The 16,901-nt window shown below is 65.7% G+C and carries 13 protein-coding genes; 8 read left to right on the top strand and 5 right to left on the bottom strand.

The window, feature by feature from the left end:
* Positions 1-23 precede the first annotated feature (23 nt).
* From ACFPPA_RS07775 to ACFPPA_RS07785, 3 genes are all read right to left on the bottom strand, one after another.
* Complete coding sequence (locus ACFPPA_RS07775; RefSeq protein ID WP_377318918.1) at positions 24-2,027, bottom strand: alpha/beta hydrolase family protein; 2,004 nt, start codon at positions 2,025-2,027, stop codon at positions 24-26.
* Positions 2,028-2,468: 441 nt separating this feature from the next.
* The gene (locus ACFPPA_RS07780) at positions 2,469-4,775 is read right to left on the bottom strand and encodes a transferrin receptor-like dimerization domain-containing protein (RefSeq protein ID WP_377318920.1); all 2,307 of its coding nucleotides are present in this window, start codon (positions 4,773-4,775) and stop codon (positions 2,469-2,471) included.
* A gap of 151 nt (positions 4,776-4,926) precedes the next feature.
* The gene (locus tag ACFPPA_RS07785) at positions 4,927-6,390 is read right to left on the bottom strand and encodes a hypothetical protein (RefSeq protein ID WP_377318922.1); all 1,464 of its coding nucleotides are present in this window, start codon (positions 6,388-6,390) and stop codon (positions 4,927-4,929) included.
* Positions 6,391-6,569: 179 nt separating this feature from the next.
* Here ACFPPA_RS07785 and ACFPPA_RS07790 point away from each other — a divergent pair, with 179 nt between their 5' ends.
* From ACFPPA_RS07790 to ACFPPA_RS07815, 6 genes are all read left to right on the top strand, one after another.
* Positions 6,570-7,343 carry a class I SAM-dependent methyltransferase gene (locus ACFPPA_RS07790; protein WP_377318924.1) on the top strand — a complete coding sequence of 258 codons (774 nt, stop codon included), beginning with the start codon at positions 6,570-6,572 and terminating at the stop codon, positions 7,341-7,343.
* Positions 7,344-7,465: 122 nt separating this feature from the next.
* A complete protein-coding gene (locus ACFPPA_RS07795; RefSeq protein WP_377318926.1) occupies positions 7,466-7,657 on the top strand; it encodes an oxidoreductase-like domain-containing protein in 192 nt (63 codons plus the stop codon).
* 27 nt (positions 7,658-7,684) lie between these two features.
* Positions 7,685-8,455 carry a dimethylarginine dimethylaminohydrolase family protein gene (locus tag ACFPPA_RS07800; RefSeq protein ID WP_377318928.1) on the top strand — a complete coding sequence of 257 codons (771 nt, stop codon included), beginning with the start codon at positions 7,685-7,687 and terminating at the stop codon, positions 8,453-8,455.
* Between the two features lie 8 nt (positions 8,456-8,463).
* The gene (locus ACFPPA_RS07805; RefSeq protein ID WP_377318930.1) at positions 8,464-8,943 is read left to right on the top strand and encodes a GNAT family N-acetyltransferase; all 480 of its coding nucleotides are present in this window, start codon (positions 8,464-8,466) and stop codon (positions 8,941-8,943) included.
* Positions 8,944-9,117: 174 nt separating this feature from the next.
* Positions 9,118-11,841 carry an Ig-like domain-containing protein gene (locus tag ACFPPA_RS07810; protein ID WP_377318932.1) on the top strand — a complete coding sequence of 908 codons (2,724 nt, stop codon included), beginning with the start codon at positions 9,118-9,120 and terminating at the stop codon, positions 11,839-11,841.
* A 119-nt stretch (positions 11,842-11,960) separates the two neighbouring features.
* Positions 11,961-12,470 carry a DUF1993 domain-containing protein gene (locus tag ACFPPA_RS07815; RefSeq protein WP_377318934.1) on the top strand — a complete coding sequence of 170 codons (510 nt, stop codon included), beginning with the start codon at positions 11,961-11,963 and terminating at the stop codon, positions 12,468-12,470.
* 89 nt (positions 12,471-12,559) lie between these two features.
* Here the strand turns inward: ACFPPA_RS07815 and ACFPPA_RS07820 are convergent, their stop codons facing one another.
* Entirely contained in the window at positions 12,560-13,543 is a 984-nt protein-coding gene (locus ACFPPA_RS07820) for an HDOD domain-containing protein (RefSeq protein WP_377318936.1), read from the bottom strand.
* 511 nt (positions 13,544-14,054) lie between these two features.
* Entirely contained in the window at positions 14,055-14,777 is a 723-nt protein-coding gene (locus ACFPPA_RS07825) for an rRNA pseudouridine synthase (RefSeq protein WP_377318938.1), read from the bottom strand.
* Between the two features lie 114 nt (positions 14,778-14,891).
* Here ACFPPA_RS07825 and ACFPPA_RS07830 point away from each other — a divergent pair, with 114 nt between their 5' ends.
* A complete protein-coding gene (locus ACFPPA_RS07830) occupies positions 14,892-15,902 on the top strand; it encodes an LLM class flavin-dependent oxidoreductase (protein ID WP_377318940.1) in 1,011 nt (336 codons plus the stop codon).
* Between the two features lie 83 nt (positions 15,903-15,985).
* On the top strand, positions 15,986-16,843 hold the full coding sequence (locus tag ACFPPA_RS07835) for a PA4780 family RIO1-like protein kinase (RefSeq protein WP_377318942.1): 858 nt from the start codon (positions 15,986-15,988) through the stop codon (positions 16,841-16,843).
* Positions 16,844-16,901 lie beyond the last annotated feature (58 nt).

Below are 16,901 nucleotides of genomic sequence, written 5' to 3' on the forward strand. Positions count from 1 at the left end.
GGCGGCGTACTTCGGCGGGGGACTCAGTGCGTGGGTGCGCTGCCCGCGGTGGCGCCCCTGGCGGTGACGCCGGGGCCGATGCTGGCGCCGAGGAACTGCACGATCTGCGTGTACAGCTCGGTCAGGTTGCCCTCGTCGTAGAAGCCATGCGTCTCGTTCGGCTTGTCGATCCAGACATGGGGTATGTGCCGGTTGTTCAGCGCCACGTGGAGGTTGCTGCCCTGGATTGGCGGTACCCTCGTATCCTTGCCGCCGACCACGAGCATGACGTGGGCCTTGAGTCGGTCGAGCTGGTCGATCGGCGAGCGCTGGGCCAGCACGGCCATGTCCCCGCCCAGTACCTGTTTCAGATAGCTCTCGCCATAGCTCGATTGCGGGATGTCGCCGCGCCTGTACATCAGCGCCAGATCGTAGACACCGACATAGCCGATGGCGCACTTGTACAGGTCCGGCTCCTTCACCGCGCCTTCGAGCGCCGCGTAGCCGCCGTAGCTGCCGCCGAAAATGCAGATACGCTGCGGATCGGCGATGCCCTGGGCGATCGCCCAGCGCGTGGCGTCGGTGACATCGTCCTGCATCTTGCCGCCCCACTCGCGCCAGCCGGAGTGCATGAACTCGTAACCCCGTCCGCCGGAACCGCGATAATTGACCTGCAGCACGGCGTAGCCGCGGGTGGCCATGGCCTGCACATAGGGATCGAAGTCCCAGTCGTCCTGAATGCCGTACGGGCCGCCGTGGACGAAGACCACCATCGGCAGGTGTTTGGCAGTCTCTTCACCCGGCGGATAACTCACATAACCCTGCAGCTTCAAGCCGTCGCGTGCGGCAAACTCGAACGGTTGCTTGGACGCCATCTGCTCCGGATCGATCCACGACGCCCGCGCCAGCAAGGCGGAGAGCTTGTGCGTGGCGCGGTCGTACAGATAGAACGTGCCCGGATCGGCATCCGCCTGCACCAGCAACACGCTGAGCCGACCGTCGCGGGTGCCGGAGGTGAATCGCACGTTCTCTCCCGGAAACCGCTTCATCAGCCTGATCAGCGTCTCCGCGTCGGCCTGGTGGCCTTCGAACAATCCCACACCCGGGCGGCCATCGAGGAAGCCCACGCCGATGAAGTCGTCCTCGGCCATGCCCTGCACGAGCGAGTCCGCTTCTACTGTGGGATTGCTCCAGACCGCCTTCCATACGCCGGTGGTCGGGTTCAATTCGCACACGCCGAGGCCGTTTCCGGGTAGGCAGTTGAAATACACCACGCTGTCATCGCGGCTGAACGCCCAGGGAAACGAGCGCTCATCGCTACGCTGCTGCATAAATTGCCAGCCCCCTCCGCCGATCGGATACTGATAGACCTTTGCACTGCCGTCATTCGCCTCGGCATAGGCAAAGCGGATTCGCCCCTGATGATCGGCGACGAAGGTCGCGCCGCGCATGGGCGCCGTGACGATCTTGCTCTTCATGCCATCGCGCACGTCCATGCGATACGCGATCGGCAGCTCCCGCTCGAATCCGGCGGCATTCCAGGAGCTGATCGCCACCAGCATGTGATGTGGATCGTCGGGAATGGCTGCAATGAATTCGGCCGTGCCGCGTTCCGGCGGCACGCGCTGGATGTGCGAAGCGGCGTTGCTCATGCCACCGGCGCGGTAACCGTACAACAACTTGGCACCGGTCCCGTCGGCATTGACTGCGAACAGTTCGCCGGTACGCAGTGGCACGTCGTAGCCGCCCAGGCGGACTCCTACGGAGTAGACGACACGGGTAGGCGAGACCCACCGAAAGCTGATGACATCGTCCTCTCCCCGGGGGCGCACCAGATTGCCCTTCTTGTCGGAAAGGCGAATCAGCGCCAGCACGGTCTGCCCCTTCACCACGGCGGTGGCGGCCAGGTACTTGCCATCCGGCGAAATCTTCACGTCCCTGTACTGATCATGGCGCGCCAGGTCAGCGAACGACACTGGCTGTGCATGCAGCACGCCACCAGCAAGCGCAAGCAACCCGGCAACGATCCAGCGTCGCATCCCCGTCATCACATTCCCCTGTCCTGATGGCCTGGCGGTACTTCATGCCCATCCGCGGGCCGGTTCACTTTATCGCAATCGTGGACATTTGCGAGCGGGCCGGGCGTCCTTTCGCCCAGATCGGCGAGTGCTCCAATGGCCAGCAAGCCCATCCAGGATTTGGCGCTGGCATCAGAGTCTGTCATGGCGCGGCTTGCTGTCGCGCGCATCGTGTGGCTGCGCGGTAAATATCAAACAGGTGGAACAGCGCGAATCGAGGGGGGAGACGGGCCGCGGCGGCGATGGGATGGCGTGGCTGCGCGCAACAGGCGCAGAGGGAGCGTCCGAGTGGGGCACAACTGCTGGCGCTTGAGTCACGTCAGTCGTCGAGGTGAGTGGGTGAGCCACGACCGAAATGAAAAGGGCGGCCCGGCGGCCGCCCTTTTCATTCGGACCGGATGACTTCCGGGGTCACTTGTCCAGCAGCGTGGTCAGTCGGTCGAGTTGCACCCGGTAACCGTCGAGCACCCTGGCGGTGATCACGGCATAGCGGTTGGCTTCGTCCCAGCGTCGTGCCTCGATCGCCTCGCGCACGCCGGGCACGGTCTTGACGCCGTAGCCGGTGAGCATGCCAGGGGCATAGATCATGTGCTTGAACCAGGGCCGGCCGGGCAGGCCGTCGGGGTTGGTCAGGGCCTGTTCCATGCGGCCCATCAGCTGGTTCAACTGGCGCTGCTGCGGGGCGGGCAGATTGAAGCCCGTACTGGCGCGCCTGGCGTAGGCGAGCTGGAATGCCTGCGCACTCTGTCCGAGCTGTTTCGCCGCCCGATCCAGCGGGGCCAGGTCGATCGCAGGAACATCGGAATCGCGCGCCGGTGGCGCCAGCGGTCGGGCCGGATCGGCATCGAGCGAGAACGCGTGCATATCCAGCAACCGGTGCTGCTGTGCGGTGTCCTTGCGCGTGCTGTCGACCAGCTTGTGCAGCTCACCCACATAACGGTCGAGCGTGCTGCTGAAGTCGCCGAAGCGCATCGGCAGCACGCTGGCGTCGGCGCTGCGCAGCACGATGTGGCCTGCGACCCTGGATAGCGCCACGCCGTACTCGAACGTGGGGTCGCCGAAGCGCACATAGTGGTCGAACGAATCGTAGCGCGAGTGGTAGATGCCGCCGTTGTCGTCCTCGCCGCCGAAGCCGAGGTTCAGCGAGGCGATGCCTAGGTGTTCCAGGAAGGCGCTGTAGTCCGAGCCCGAGCCCAGCGCGCCGATCGGCACGTCGCCGCCGGCCTCGGCCAGTTTGGCGATGGCCTTGGCCTCGGGCTTGGCGTCCTTGCGGGTTCCGTCCACCAGCATGTGCGCACGCAGACGTTCGCGCACGCTCACCCGGGTTTCCGGATCGGTCACGCCATCGGCGACCTGGTTGACCAGGTGTTGCAGCGAATGGCTGCCTTCGGCATCGAGAAAGCCGCGACCGTTGGTGTCCGAATTGACGTACAGCACGGCCTTGGCCTGCAGCTCCTTCGCGTGGGTTTCGGCCCATTCGGTGGAGCCGAGCAGGCCCGGCTCCTCGCCGTCCCAGCTGGCATAGACCAGGGTGCGCTGCGGCCGCCAGCCCTGCTTGACCAGACCGCCGATCGCCTTGGCCTCGGCCAGCAGCGCCACGTTGCCGGCGAGCGGATCCCAGGCACCGAACATCCAGCCATCGTGATGGTTGCCACGCACGATCCATTGATCCGGTGCGGTGGAGCCCTTGAGTTTCGCGATCACATCGTAGATCGGCTTGCGGCTCCAGTCCGACTCCACGGTCAGGTGCACCCTGGCCGGCCCGGGACCGACGTGATAGGTCAGCGGCAGCGCGCCCCGCCAGCCGGCGGGGGCGACCGGCCCGGTCAGGGCCTCAAGCAGCGGCGTGGCATCGGCATAGGAGATCGGCAGCACCGGAATCTTCAGGATGGTCCTGGCATCTTTCAGCGCCAGTCGTTTCGCGCTGGCGGTGGAACCGATGCCGGGCGTCAACGGGTCGCCCGGATACAGCTGCATGTCCGCTACGGAGCCGCGTTGCACGCCCTCGGCCGGACGCCAGCCTCCCTTGGGATATACATCGCCCTGGGCGTAACCGTCATCGCTGGGGTCGGAATAGATCAGGCAGCCCACGGCGCCGTGTTCCTGCGCCAGCTTGGGTTTCAGTCCGCGCCAGCCGCCACCGTAGCGGGTGATGACGATCTTGCCGCGAACGTCGATGCCACGCCGGGCCAGTGCCTTGTAGTCGTCCGGCATGCCGTAGTTGGCATAGACCAGTTCGGCGGTGACGTCGCCGTCACCACCGTAGACGTTGTACGGCGGCAAGCTGTCCTTGCGGATATCCGAGGTGGCGTCGCCGGCCACCGCCGGCTCGCGCAGCGTGGCGGTGTACGGCTTGGCGCCGAGCAGTTCAAGTGCCACCTTCTTCGGCGTGGGGTAGAGCACGCTGAAGGTTTCGATATGCGCATCCCAGCCCCATTCACGGAACTTCGCCAGCATGAACTCGGCGTTGGCCTTGTCATGCGGCGAGCCGACCTGGTTCGGTGCAGACGACATCTGCTTGAGCCATGCGCGCTGGTCGGCCGGATCGAGCAGGGCATCGAAGCGTTGTTCCAGCTGCCGTTGCGCGATGGCGTTGTCGGAGCTGAAGCCCAGCATGGCGCCGTCGTCGTGAGTCCCCTGGGCGGCGGCCATGGCCGAGCCAACGGTGGCCAGCAGACAGGCCGCGGCCAGCAGCGGCCTTATCCTCAAACTTGTCATCGGTTCATATCCCTCTGGGTGGTGGTGTCGTCTCGATTTGCCATGCCTGTCGGTATGCCGCGGGGATCAGCCACGGATGGCGGGTCCCTCGGCTTGCACGGAAACGGCACGGGTGGGCGTCGCTCGATCTGTCTGCCGCAGGCATCCCCGTTCAGCGAGTCATGCAATCGGAGACGCGGCCCTGGAATTTCCCGGGCAATGTCACCGGGGGCACACAGGGACGCGACAGGTCCTTTGCCGTCTTCGCAGTCGCAGGGGAATCATCGGGGGAAGCCGCAGCGCCATTTTCCGGGACGGTGATCTCCTGCTGGAACAGCAGCTGTGCGTCCTGATCGCTGTAGGTGAGCCGGTATTTGCCCGGGCGCAGATAGAGCTCGCTGACCGGCATGATGAAACCGTTGCTCACCTTTTCGCTGGTTACGGCATCCAGTGGCACCGGATCGAGTGCCATGCGGTCGGCAGGAATGGCGTCGGCGCCTTCGTCGGCATAGCGTGCCTCGACGAGGCAGGGAAAGGTGTGGTTGCACCGCTGGCCGCTGACGAAGTAGCGCTTGCGCAATCCGCCGAGAGTGAGCCAGGTGGGCCGCTCCCGGTGGAACTGTTGCGGCGGAAAGAACACGCTGACGTCATAGCCATCGCGCAGCGCCCACGGCTTCCCTGCCTTGTTCATGAACACGATCGGTACCGCGGGCTGCAGCTTCTGCATGACCGCGGTGTAGTAGGGGTAATCGTCAGCGGCGGATTGATGCGGGAACAGCACGGTCTGCTCGACCGTGAGTGGATCGATGCCGGTGAGCTTGTGCAGGTGCTCGGCCATCGACGAGCCGCCGAGGTAAATGCCCGACTCCTGGATGTGGGCATAGCCGGCATCCACCACCAGACGGGCGGAAGGGTCCTTCTGGAAAACCTGCCGGTAGATGTTGCGCGCCTGCTCGGCTTCGCGGGCATTGCCGGTGGCATTGGAGAGGGCCTCGTAGGCGATCACCTTGAAGCCGAGCTTCAGCGCGGTGCGCACCATTTCGGCGCAGATCGGCTCCTCGGTGTAGAAACCGCTGTCCTTGACCGGATAGCCGCGCGACGCCAGCTTGGTATCTGTCTGGTAGAGCGTTTCGGCGGCAAAGTAGTTGAATCCTTCAGCACGCAGTTTGCTCAGCAGCTGCACCGTCAGGGTGCGCGTGAGGGGCACGTTGTGAGCTTCGTTGAAGAAGACGGACTGGTAGTTCCTGGCCAGTTCGGGAATGGCCTCCAGCGCCGGCCGGGCGGTGTAATCGGGATCGGACAGCGGCGAGGGATGGTCGCCTGGCAAGGGGAGCTGCTTGATCGAGAAGCTGGACGAGGCATCGGGATAGTCGCCGATGAAGGTCTGGTACCAGCTCACGTACTGGCCAAAGATCAGGCGGAAGGCGGGATCCTTGTCGCCGGCAAAGGCGTAGCGCATGACCTGGTATTGCGCCAGCAGGCCCCTGTGCTTGTCGGCATCGTGCATGATCGCTTCGGACTTGCGCGCAGCCTCGACCTGTCGGGCTTGCCACTGGGAGGCCGTTTGCGCCTGCGCGGCGACGACGCCGGCAAGCAGGGTGCAGCCGAGCGTGATCCATCTGCGGAACGTAGGCATGGAACTGTCGAGTGATCCGGGTCGGTAGGTTTGCATGTCTGTATTACCCATGGTCTGAAACGATGCCATATCGACAAGATAGCAGCGACGAGGCGGCTTGCCCGTGCCAACTGGCATAGAGCAGCGGAGAGGATTCCGTAGCACACTTCCGCAACTGAACCCAACAAGCGGAGTACGTCATGCGTCCGACCATGCTTGCCCTCTTGATCACCCTCGCGCTACCCGCGGTTGCACAGGCCGGGGTGCCTAAACCACATGACGGTGCGGTCACTGCCACCGTGCGCAAGGCTATCGCCGATCCGGCCCGCGCGACCGACAAGGCGGACGATGCCCGACGCAAGATGGCCCAGGTCATGATGTTCGCCGGCGTCAAACCAGGCCAGAAGGTGCTGGAGCTGGTGCCGGGCAAGGGTTACTGGACGCGGGTGTTCAGCGCCATCGTGGGTCCGAAGGGGCATGTCTACACCGTCTGGCCGGACGAGATGGGAAAATATTCCACCGAGAGCCTGGCCAGCTGGAACAAGCTGGTCGCCACGCCGCACTATGCCAATGTCAGCCTGCTGGTACAGCCGGCGGCGAAGTTGAGCGTGCCGATGCCGGTGGACCTGGTGTTCACGTCGCAGAATTATCACGATTACCACGACCCGTTCATGGGGCCGGTGGACATGGCGAAGTTCGACAGGCAGGTCTACGACGCACTGAAGCCCGGCGGCCTGTTCGTGGTGATCGACCATGTGGCTCCGGCCGGTTCCGGCCTCGCCGACACGAACACGCTGCATCGCATCGATCCGGCGGTGGTCAGGCGTGAGGTGGAGTCCGCTGGATTCGTCTTCGACGGCGAGAGCGATGCCCTGCGCAACCCGCAGGATCCACACACCAACAAGGTGTTCGACAAGTCGATACGCGGTCACACCGACCAGTTCATCTACCGCTTCCGCAAGCCGGCGAAATAACCCCTCGGACCATGGCGGTCCGGCCATGGCTGCGCTTGAGCTGAAACGGTGATTGGCTGCACCATCGGGCATCTCGATGATGCGGCTGCCGGGTGCGTGATGAAAACCGTGGGAACAACACCGTGAGTCCTGCCGACCCCGGCGCGCCGGAGACTGCGGCCGCCGATCCGGCGCCGGTGCCTCCGCTCGAGCCGGATGCGGCCGATTGCTGCGGCGAGGGCTGCGCGCGTTGCGTTTATGACGTCTACGACGAGGCGCTCGAGCGTTACAAGACCGCCCTGGCGGCATGGCGAGCGCGCCACCCCGAATCGTGAGCCCCGCCGTATTTCCGAGGAAACAGCATGTGGACTGCCATTACCCGCGAAGTCAGCGCCGCGCTCGCCGATTGCGAGTTGTCGCACATCCCGCGCAAGGCGATCGATGTCGCGCTGGCCGACGCGCAGCACCGCGACTACCGGCGTGCACTGGAGGCACTTGGTTGTCGCGTACTGGTTCTGCCGGCCGAGCCCGCGCTGCCCGATTCGGTGTTCGTCGAGGACGTGGCGATCGTGCTGGACGAGGTGGCGATCGTCACCCGACCCGGTGCGGCGTCCCGGCGCGATGAGGTAGCCAGTGTCGCGGTGGCGTTGCGCCGCCACCGGCCCGTGCTGGCGATCGATGCGCCCGGCACCATCGACGGCGGCGATGTGCTGCGGCTCGGTCGCACGCTGTACGTGGGCCAGTCGGCGCGCAGCAACGCCGAGGGCATCGCGCAATTGCGCGACCTGCTGGCCGGCTTCGGCTACGCCGTGCAAGGCGTGCCGACCCGCGGTTGCCTGCACTTGAAATCCGCCGTGACCCAGCTGGACGACGATACGCTGCTGCTGCAACCGGCGTGGGTCGAGCGCGAACGCTTCGCCGATTTTCGCGTGATCGAAGTCGATCCCGCCGAACCGCACGCGGCGAACGTGGTGCGCATCGGCGAGGCGTTGCTGATGCCGGCGAGCTTCCCGCGCACCCGGCAGCGATTGATCGACGCCGGCTACAAGGTCACCACTGTCGACGTCAGCGAACTGCAGAAGGCCGAGGGCGCGGTGACCTGCTGCAGCCTGGTGTTCCGGGCAGGCGGGTGAGCGCGGCGATGCGTATCCGTTACCGCCTCGGCCGGCCGCAGGATGCGCGCGCCATCGGTGTGCTGGCTCGACGGGTGACGCGACGCTGGATCCTGCCCGATCAGCCCGACAGCGCGGCGCCGCTGCTGCTCGCCGGCATGAAGGCCCGGGCGATTCGCAAGAAGATCGTGGCCGGCCAGCGCTTTCATCTTGCGTGGCTGGACGGCGAGCGCCTGGTCGGCGTGGCAGCGATGCGCGACGATGCCCACCTGTTCCAGTTCTTCGTGAGCACCCGGCTGCAGCGGCAAGGTATCGCGCGCCAGCTGTGGCAGCGCGTGATGCGCGATGCCGTTCGTCGCGCGGGTACGCGGCACTTCACGCTGAAGTCTTCGGCGATGGCCGAGCCGGTCTACCGGCGTTTCGGCTTCGTGCCGAGCGGGCCGCACATCGTTTCCGATACCGGTTTGATCACCCGCCCGATGCATCTGGATCTGCCTTCCGGCAGGTGAGGCGATGGGTGGGATCGGTCTACGTGCCGATGCCTTCCGCATTCATCGCATGACGCGCGGACCGTACGATCTTGCGGCGGTTCCTAGGACTTTTTGTCATACCGCTGCAAGCAGTGGTCGCATATAACTGCGCTGGGGGAATTCTTACAACCGCGTAGGGATATAGCGATGTCAATGAAAAAAATGATAACCCGCAGCCTCGTGCTTGCGGGGCTGGTAGTGTGTTTGCCGACGCTGGCCGGGCCAGCGGTATTGCCTGATCACCAGGAGTTCGACGCCGCCTTGCAGGTACCGTTTCAAGCGGCGGCTGCGCGCTCTTTCATCATGCATTTCGAATATCCCGGCGCCGCCGTGGGCACGCCGGTGGCGTGGCAGATCGTACTGCTGGATCGCAGCGGCAATCCGCTGAGGGAGTGGAACGGCAGCACCGCCCTGCACGCACGCCAGAGCCAGGCCAGCGTCAGCTGGGATGGCCTGGACAGCCGGCACCACGCGCTGCCAGCGGGTTATTACACGGTACGCATGCGGGCGATCGCACTCGACGAGGACAACGCGCGGCGCATCGGTACCGGCATCGCGACCCATGCGCTCAAGCTGGCCGAACGTCTGGCGCCGACCCAGGTCGAGGAACAGCGTCAGGACATCCAGGTGGGCCAGCTGACGCCTGCGACCATGCCCACGTTCAATGCCCTGCCGCGGCACGGTGCGGGTGGGGCGCATGCACTGTCGCTGTCGGTCGTCGCCAGCGGGCTGCCCTACACGATCTACTACGGCAACCTGCACAGCCAGACCAACCACAGCGATGGCGGTGGCGATCTCAGCAGTTGCACCGGCGCGCAGGCACCGCAGAGCAGTCCCTACGGCCCCGCCGACGCGTACCTGTACGCGATGAACCGTGGCCTGGACATCCTGATGACGTCCGAGCACAACCACATGTACGACGGCTCCACCGGCACCAACCTGTCCGCCGATCCGGCCACGGCGAAGAACCTGTTCGCCTCGGGCCTGGCGGCGGCCAGTTCGTTCCACGCCGCACACCCGGACTTCCTGCCGATCTATGGCCAGGAGTGGGGCGTGATCAGCAACGGCGGACACCTGAACATCATGAATGCCGATGGCCTGATCGAGTGGGAGAAGAACAGTGCCGGCCAGCTGATCGGCGACTACGAGATCGCCAAGGGCGACTATGCCTCGCTGTACACGCTGATGAAGACCAAGGGCTGGGTCGGCCAGTTCAACCACCCGGCCTCGAGCGGCCAGTTCACCGTCAACGGCACCAACTTCGGCTATACCGCGGACGGTGATCAGGTGATGGTGCTGGCCGAGGTGCTGAACAGTTCGGCATTCTCCAGCAACACCACCGAGACCGAGACCAGCCTGCACAGCTACGAGACGGCCTTCAACACCATTCTCGAGCGCGGCTATCACGTCGCACCCAGTTCGGACCAGGACAACCACTGCGCGAACTGGGGCGCCAGCTCCACCAACCGCACCGGCGTGCTGATCCCGAGCGGCATCGCGCTGAGCCTGAGCAGTTTCGTGGATGCCCTGAATGCCCGTCGCGTGTTCGCCACCGAGGACAAGAACGCGCAGATCGTGCTGACCGCGAACGGCCATGTGATGGGCGAGCGCTTCAGCAACAGCGGCCCGCTGACGCTCACCGTCAACTATGCCAGCGCCAACGGGCAGACCGTGCAGCGTGTGCAATTGTTCGAAGGGGTGCCCGGCAGCAACGGCACGGTGGGCAGCCTGTCGGAAACCGCGACCACCACCGTCACGCCAAGCCTGGGCGATCATTTCTACTACGCCAAGATCACCGAGGCCAACGGCCAGCTGCTGTGGTCGGCACCGGTCTGGGTGACCGAGAGTGCGGGCGGCGGCGACACCACGCCGCCGACGGTCAGTGCGAGCGAGAGCGGCGGCAGCGGCACGATCACGTTCGCGGCCAGCGCCACGGACAACGTCGGGGTCACCCGGGTGGAGTTCTACGTCGATGGCGCGCTGAAGGCCACCGACACCAGCTTGCCGTATGCGGCCACGCTGGATTCGACCACGCTGGCCGACGGCAGCCATACGCTGCTCGCGAAGGCCTATGACGCGGCCGGCAATGTCGGCAGCAGCAGCTCGGTCGGCTTCAGCGTGTCCAACGCCGTCGGCGACACCACGGCGCCGACGGTCAGCGCGTCGGAAAGCGGCAGCGGTGGCACGATCACGTTCGCGGCCAGTGCCACGGACAACGTCGGGGTCACCCGGGTGGAGTTCTATGTCGATGGCGCGCTGAAGGCCACCGACACCAGCTCGCCGTATGCGGCCACGCTGGATTCGACCACGTTGGCCGATGGCAGCCACACGCTGCTCGCGAAGGCCTATGACGCGGCCGGCAATGTGGGCAGCAGCAGTTCGGTCGGCTTCAGCGTATCCAACGGTGGCGGCAGCCCAGTCGAGCTGATCGGCAACGGCGGCTTCGAGAGCGGCACGGCAAGCTGGACGCAGACCAGCGGCGTGATCACCAGCTCCAGCAGCGAAGCGGCCCACGCCGGCAGCTGGAAGGCATGGCTGGATGGCTACGGCAGCACGCACACCGACTACGTGCGGCAGCAGATCAGCATTCCGGCCGGCGTGTCCAATGCGACTCTGGACTTCTTCATGCATATCGACACCGCCGAGTCCGGCAGCACCGCTTACGACACCCTGCAGGTCCAGGTGATCACGTCCACCGGCAACTACGTCACCCTGGCCACGTTCTCCAACAAGGACGCGGCCGGTGGTTACCAGGAACACACGATCAACCTGAATGCCTACAAGGGACAGACCCTGCAGATCAATTTCTACGGGGTGGAAGACAGCACCCAGCAGACTTCGTTCGTGATCGACGACGTCAGCGTCAAGGCGCTGTAAACCTGCTGACAGGAGGCGCCGCGGCGCCTCCTGTCACACGCCGGGCGGATTTCACCGACCCCGCGGCATGGCCGGGCTACACTGTGTCGATCACTTGTCGACACTCCAGGAAAATGCCCGTGACCGATGCCATGTACGCCAGCTCCATCCCCGTGTTCAAGCAGATGCTGGGCGGCCTCGCCGCGATCCTGGCCAAGGCCGAAGCGCATGCCGCCGAAAAGAACATCGACGTGACGGCGCTGACCCAGGCACGACTGTTTCCCGACATGTTTCCCATGCGACGGCAGGTGCAGATCGCCTGCGATTTCGCGCGCGGCGTGTCGGCGCGGCTGGCCGGGGCCGAGGTACCCAAGTACGAGGACCAGGAACAGAGCTTCGCCGAACTGCGTGAGCTGATCGAGCGCACGCTGGGCTTCATCGGCGGCTTCGGTCCGGCACAGTTCGAAGGGGCTGCCGGGCGTGAGATCGTGACACGGCCGGGTACGCCGAAGGAGCGTCGCTTCGATGGCCAGACCTATCTGCTGAGCTATGGCCTGCCGCAGTTCTTCTTCCACGTCACCACGGCTTACGCGCTGCTGCGCCACAACGGCGTCGAGATCGGCAAGCGGGATTACATGGGTCAGTATTGAGTGGCCTGACGCCGTCGCGGCGCCTTTCGCCGGTGCCGGACGGACCCGGTATCGCGCCACTGGCCTGCACGCGCAGGAACTCGCCCGGATCAGGCGTCCTCGTCGGGCGGGAAGTTGTTGCGCATGTCCAACTGGCAGCGCGCGAGCAGGGAAGGCGGGTAGCTGTCCGGCCAGCCTTCGTCAAAATCCAGTTCGCCGGAAATCAGCTCATGCTCGCCCAGCACCTGTGCCATGGCCAGCAGATTGGCGCTCAGAAGCGCCTTGCCAAGCGGTGTGGATACCGGCTGCCTGCCGGCGTTCTGGCGTTCGGTCAATGCGTCGATGACGGCCGGGGGCAACTCCCAGTAGTGCGCAGCCTGCACTGACAGCCGTGCGGCGAGCCTGGCGCAGCCAGCGAGAAACGCGGACGAGACCGCCTCGGGAGGGGACGGCATCAACCGGTCCAGCAGGCGTACCACCGCGCCGGTACCGGTCTGGCAGATGATGCCGGCCAGATACGCCTCGAAGGTATCGCTTCCCCCACTATTCTTGGCGAACCAGGCGCAGGCATGGGAGCAGCGCTCGGCGTGATCCCACAGCCGTTCGCCCGTGGCAGTGCGTCCCGGGGCGATCCCGCTGGCTTGCAGGATGGGCTTCATCACATGCTGGGTGAGTACCCGGTGCAGACCCTCCTGGCCCATCAGGATGACGGCCTGCTGCAGGCTGGTGATGGGTTGCGCGGAGCGGTAATACACGCTGCTGGTGGCACGCATGACTTCGCCGACCATCAGCGGATCCCGGCCGACCAGCTTGGCGACCTGGCCGCCCGAGGACTTGTCGCTCTTGAGCATGCGAAGCAGCTGGGGCAGCACCGCTGGCAGGCGCGGCAGGCTGCGCATGTCGAAGCGCTTGCTGAGCGGTTCCAGGCGATTGAGCGTGGCCAGCTCGGCGCTGGACAGTTGATGGGCATCGCTGTCCGGCAAGCCGAACACGAACCGATGGAAGCGATCCTCGATCTCGTCCGGCGTGGCGGCCGGGCAGGCCGCCGGGGCATTCCCCGGCTGGATGGTGGTCGCGGCGACCCGGGCACGCACAGGCGTGGCTGCATTTGGTCTCGCCCAGGTCGCAGCAACCCCGTAATTGCCGAAGAGGCGCCGCCAGATGCTCCTCATAGACTTTCCTTCATTACCAGGGCGCTGGCTCCGCTTGTGCTGCTCTGGGTATCGGCCGCTGCCCTGTAATATTTAGCGGCAGCAGGCCGGGCGGCCCTTGTCAGCCGGCGACATGCCGCGTCGCCGCCCCCGCCGGGCAAACCGCAGCGCTGCGATTTCCCCATGTCCCGCAGTGGAACCGTTTACTGGTTCTTCTTCTTTTCCTGCTTGGCGGCCTTCTTTTCCTTCATGGTCTTGGCCGGCTTTTTCTTCTCGCTTTTCTTTGAATCCATGCCCTTGCTCATGCTGCTCTCCCGGATGTGGATGGTGTGGGTTGCGGTTTGTGACAAAGCTGACGCCGGGCACCTTCAGCCACGGGACACGTGGCATGCGGCGCGCTGACGGAGTTTACGCCGCAAGCGGGGCCCCGGCGGTGGATTCCGGCGAGTGACGGTCAGATGCGTTCGCCCGGGGCCAGATAGCGCCATTGCCCGGGGGGCAGTTTCGCCAGCGGGATGCGCCCCACGCGCAGGCGCTTCATCGCCAGCACCTTGAGTCCGACCGCCTGGCACATCGGCTCGATCTGGGTGGGTTGCAGGCCCTTGAAGGCGAAGCGCAGGCGTTGCTCGCTCTGCCAGCTGACCTTGATCGGCGGCATGGCGTAATTGTTGAAGCGCAGGCCGTGATTGAGCAGGGCCAGCCCGTTCGGGATCAACTCGCCGCTGATGTCGACCTCGAACTCCTGCTCGACCCGGTCGATGTCTTCGCTGAGCTTGCGGGTGACGCGCCAGTCCTGGGTGAAGATCAGCAGGCCGCTGGCCTCCGTCGGCAGTGCCAGCGGCGAGAGCAGTCGCTGCAGATGACGCTTCAGCGGGCGCACGCCGGAGGCATCATCGGCCGAACGGGTGGCCGGAGTGACCAGGGCGCTGGCCGGGTTCGGGCCGTTGCCGGCGTCGTAACCCACCGGTTTGTGCAGTACCAGGGTGGCCGGCTCGGTGGGAATCAAGCGGGCCCCGGGGTCGAGTTCGACGGTCTGCGCGTCGACCATGAACTGCGGTTCTTCCACCACCTGTCCGTCGACCCGCACCCAGCCGCCTTCGATGTATTGCTCGGCCTCGCGGCGCGAGCACCCGGTCAGCGCGACGACGCGTTTGGCGAGGCGGACGGATTCGGTCATCGGGATGCCAGGCAGAGAGAAGTGCCCATTGTATGCGCCACGGCGGGGTCGCATCGGCTGGCAATCACGGCAAGCGCCCCCAGATCGGGGGCTTCCGCCATGCGAGGCCGCGCGATGATCCCGTTTTCCATTCTTGACCTGGCACCCGTCACCGAGGGCAGCGACGCGGCGCAGGCTTTTCGAAATACGCTGGATCTGGCCCGACTGGCCGAACAGCTGGGCTACCGACGCTACTGGCTGGCCGAGCACCACAACATGCCGGGGATCGCCAGCGCGGCCACGGCGGTGCTGATCGGCCACGTGGCCGGCGGCACCTCGCGCATCCGCGTCGGCGCCGGCGGCATCATGCTGCCGAACCACGCGCCGCTGCAGGTGGCCGAGGCGTTCGGTACGCTGGCCTCGCTGTATCCGGGCCGGATCGACCTGGGCCTGGGACGCGCGCCCGGCACCGACCAGCCCACCGCGAAAGCCCTGCGCCGCTATTTCGACAGTGCCGATGCGTTCCCGCAGGACGTGCTGGAACTGCTCGGCTATTTCGAGCCGGCCACACCGGGCCAGCCGGTGCGGGCCGTGCCCGGCGCCGGCATCGAGGTGCCGGTATGGCTGCTGGGATCGAGCCTGTTCAGCGCCACGCTGTCGGCGCGGCTGGGCCTGCCGTTCGCGTTCGCTTCGCACTTTGCCCCCGACGCGATGGACGAGGCACTGGCGCTGTATCGCCGCGATTTCCGTCCCTCGGCGCGGCTGCGACAGCCCTACGCGATGCTCGGCATCAACGTGGTGGCCGCGGATACCGATGCCGAGGCACGCCGGCTGTTCACCACCCAGCAGCAGAGCTTCGTCAACCTGCGTCGCGGCCGGCCCGGCCTGATCCCGCCGCCGATCGACGATATCGAGGCATTCTGGACGCCGGTCGAGAAGGCCGGCCTGGAGCGGGCGCTGGCCTGCGCCGTGGTCGGCGATGCCGCAGCCGTGCAGGACGGCATCGAGGCGTTCATCGCGCGGCACCAACCGGACGAGCTGCTGCTCACCGCGAACATCTTCGAGCACGCGGCAAGACGGCATTCGTTCGAGATGGCTGCGGCCGCGCGCGAGCGCCTGGGCACATCGAGCTTGCACGCCAGCTGAGCGGCAATGCCGGAAAACGGCCGAAGCGGGGTGCCGATCGGCCATAATGGGGGTTATTCCACGACGCAGAACCCTCCACACGCATGAAGACACCCAAGGGCCTGCAGGATCTGATCGATGAAGGTGTGATCGACCAGGTGCTGCGTCCGCTGAAGAGCGGCAAGGAAGCTGCGGTCTACGTCGTCCGCTCGGGCGAGGACATTCGTTGCGCCAAGGTCTACAAGGACATGGCGCAGCGCAGTTTCCAGGCGCGCGTGCAGTACCAGGAAGGACGCAAGGTACGCGGCAGCCGGCAGGCGCGCGCGATGGGCAAGGCGACCAAGTTCGGCCGCAAGGAGGCCGAGGCCGCCTGGAAGAACGCCGAAGTCGACGCGCTGTACCAGCTCACCGCGGCCGGCGTGCGCGTGCCCAAGCCGTACGGTTACTTCAACGGCGTGCTGGTGATGGAACTGGTCACCGACGCGGACGGCTATTCCGCGCCGCGGCTGGGCGAGGTGGAACTGTCAGCCGAGACCGCACGTGAGTACCACCGCTTCCTGATGCAGCAGGTGGCCAGGATGTTGTGCGTGGGGCTGATCCACGGCGACCTGTCCGAATACAACGTGCTGGTGGGGCCGGACGGCCCGGTGATCATCGACCTGCCGCAGGCGGTCAGCGCCTCGGGCAACAACAGCGCGCGCACGATGCTGCGGCGTGACGTGGGCAACATCACCATCAGCCTGTCGCGCTTCGCGCCGGAACTGCTCGATACGCACTACGGCGAGGAGATGTGGGCGCTGTACGAGCTGGGCGAGCTGCACCCGGATACCGAACTGAGCGGCCATTTCGAATTCGACGAACGCATCGCCGATGTCGACAGCGTGATGCAGTCGATCATCGACGCGCGCGAGGAGGCGATCATTCGCCAGCAGGGTCGGGACGAGGCGGCGCAGGAAGGCTGAGCAGCTTTCCCGCCGTCGCTGCAGGAGCGCACATGTGGGAGCGGCTTCAGCCGCGATG

The organism is Rhodanobacter ginsengisoli (assembly GCF_042657065.1).
In the GTDB taxonomy this organism is placed as follows: domain Bacteria; phylum Pseudomonadota; class Gammaproteobacteria; order Xanthomonadales; family Rhodanobacteraceae; genus Rhodanobacter; species Rhodanobacter ginsengisoli.

Excerpts from the sequence above, each read along its gene's own strand:
- ACFPPA_RS07810 (WP_377318932.1), top strand. The coding sequence starts at position 9,118 with ATGAAAAAAATGATAACCCGCAGCCTCGTGCTTGCGGGGCTGGTAGTG.
- ACFPPA_RS07775 (WP_377318918.1), bottom strand. The coding sequence starts at position 2,027 with ATGACGGGGATGCGACGCTGGATCGTTGCCGGGTTGCTTGCGCTTGCT.
- ACFPPA_RS07830 (WP_377318940.1), top strand. The coding sequence starts at position 14,892 with ATGATCCCGTTTTCCATTCTTGACCTGGCACCCGTCACCGAGGGCAGC.
- ACFPPA_RS07790 (WP_377318924.1), top strand. The coding sequence starts at position 6,570 with ATGCGTCCGACCATGCTTGCCCTCTTGATCACCCTCGCGCTACCCGCG.
- ACFPPA_RS07785 (WP_377318922.1), bottom strand. The coding sequence starts at position 6,390 with ATGCCTACGTTCCGCAGATGGATCACGCTCGGCTGCACCCTGCTTGCC.
- ACFPPA_RS07835 (WP_377318942.1), top strand. The coding sequence starts at position 15,986 with ATGAAGACACCCAAGGGCCTGCAGGATCTGATCGATGAAGGTGTGATC.
- ACFPPA_RS07800 (WP_377318928.1), top strand. The coding sequence starts at position 7,685 with ATGTGGACTGCCATTACCCGCGAAGTCAGCGCCGCGCTCGCCGATTGC.
- ACFPPA_RS07805 (WP_377318930.1), top strand. The coding sequence starts at position 8,464 with ATGCGTATCCGTTACCGCCTCGGCCGGCCGCAGGATGCGCGCGCCATC.
- ACFPPA_RS07780 (WP_377318920.1), bottom strand. The coding sequence starts at position 4,775 with ATGACAAGTTTGAGGATAAGGCCGCTGCTGGCCGCGGCCTGTCTGCTG.
- ACFPPA_RS07825 (WP_377318938.1), bottom strand. The coding sequence starts at position 14,777 with ATGACCGAATCCGTCCGCCTCGCCAAACGCGTCGTCGCGCTGACCGGG.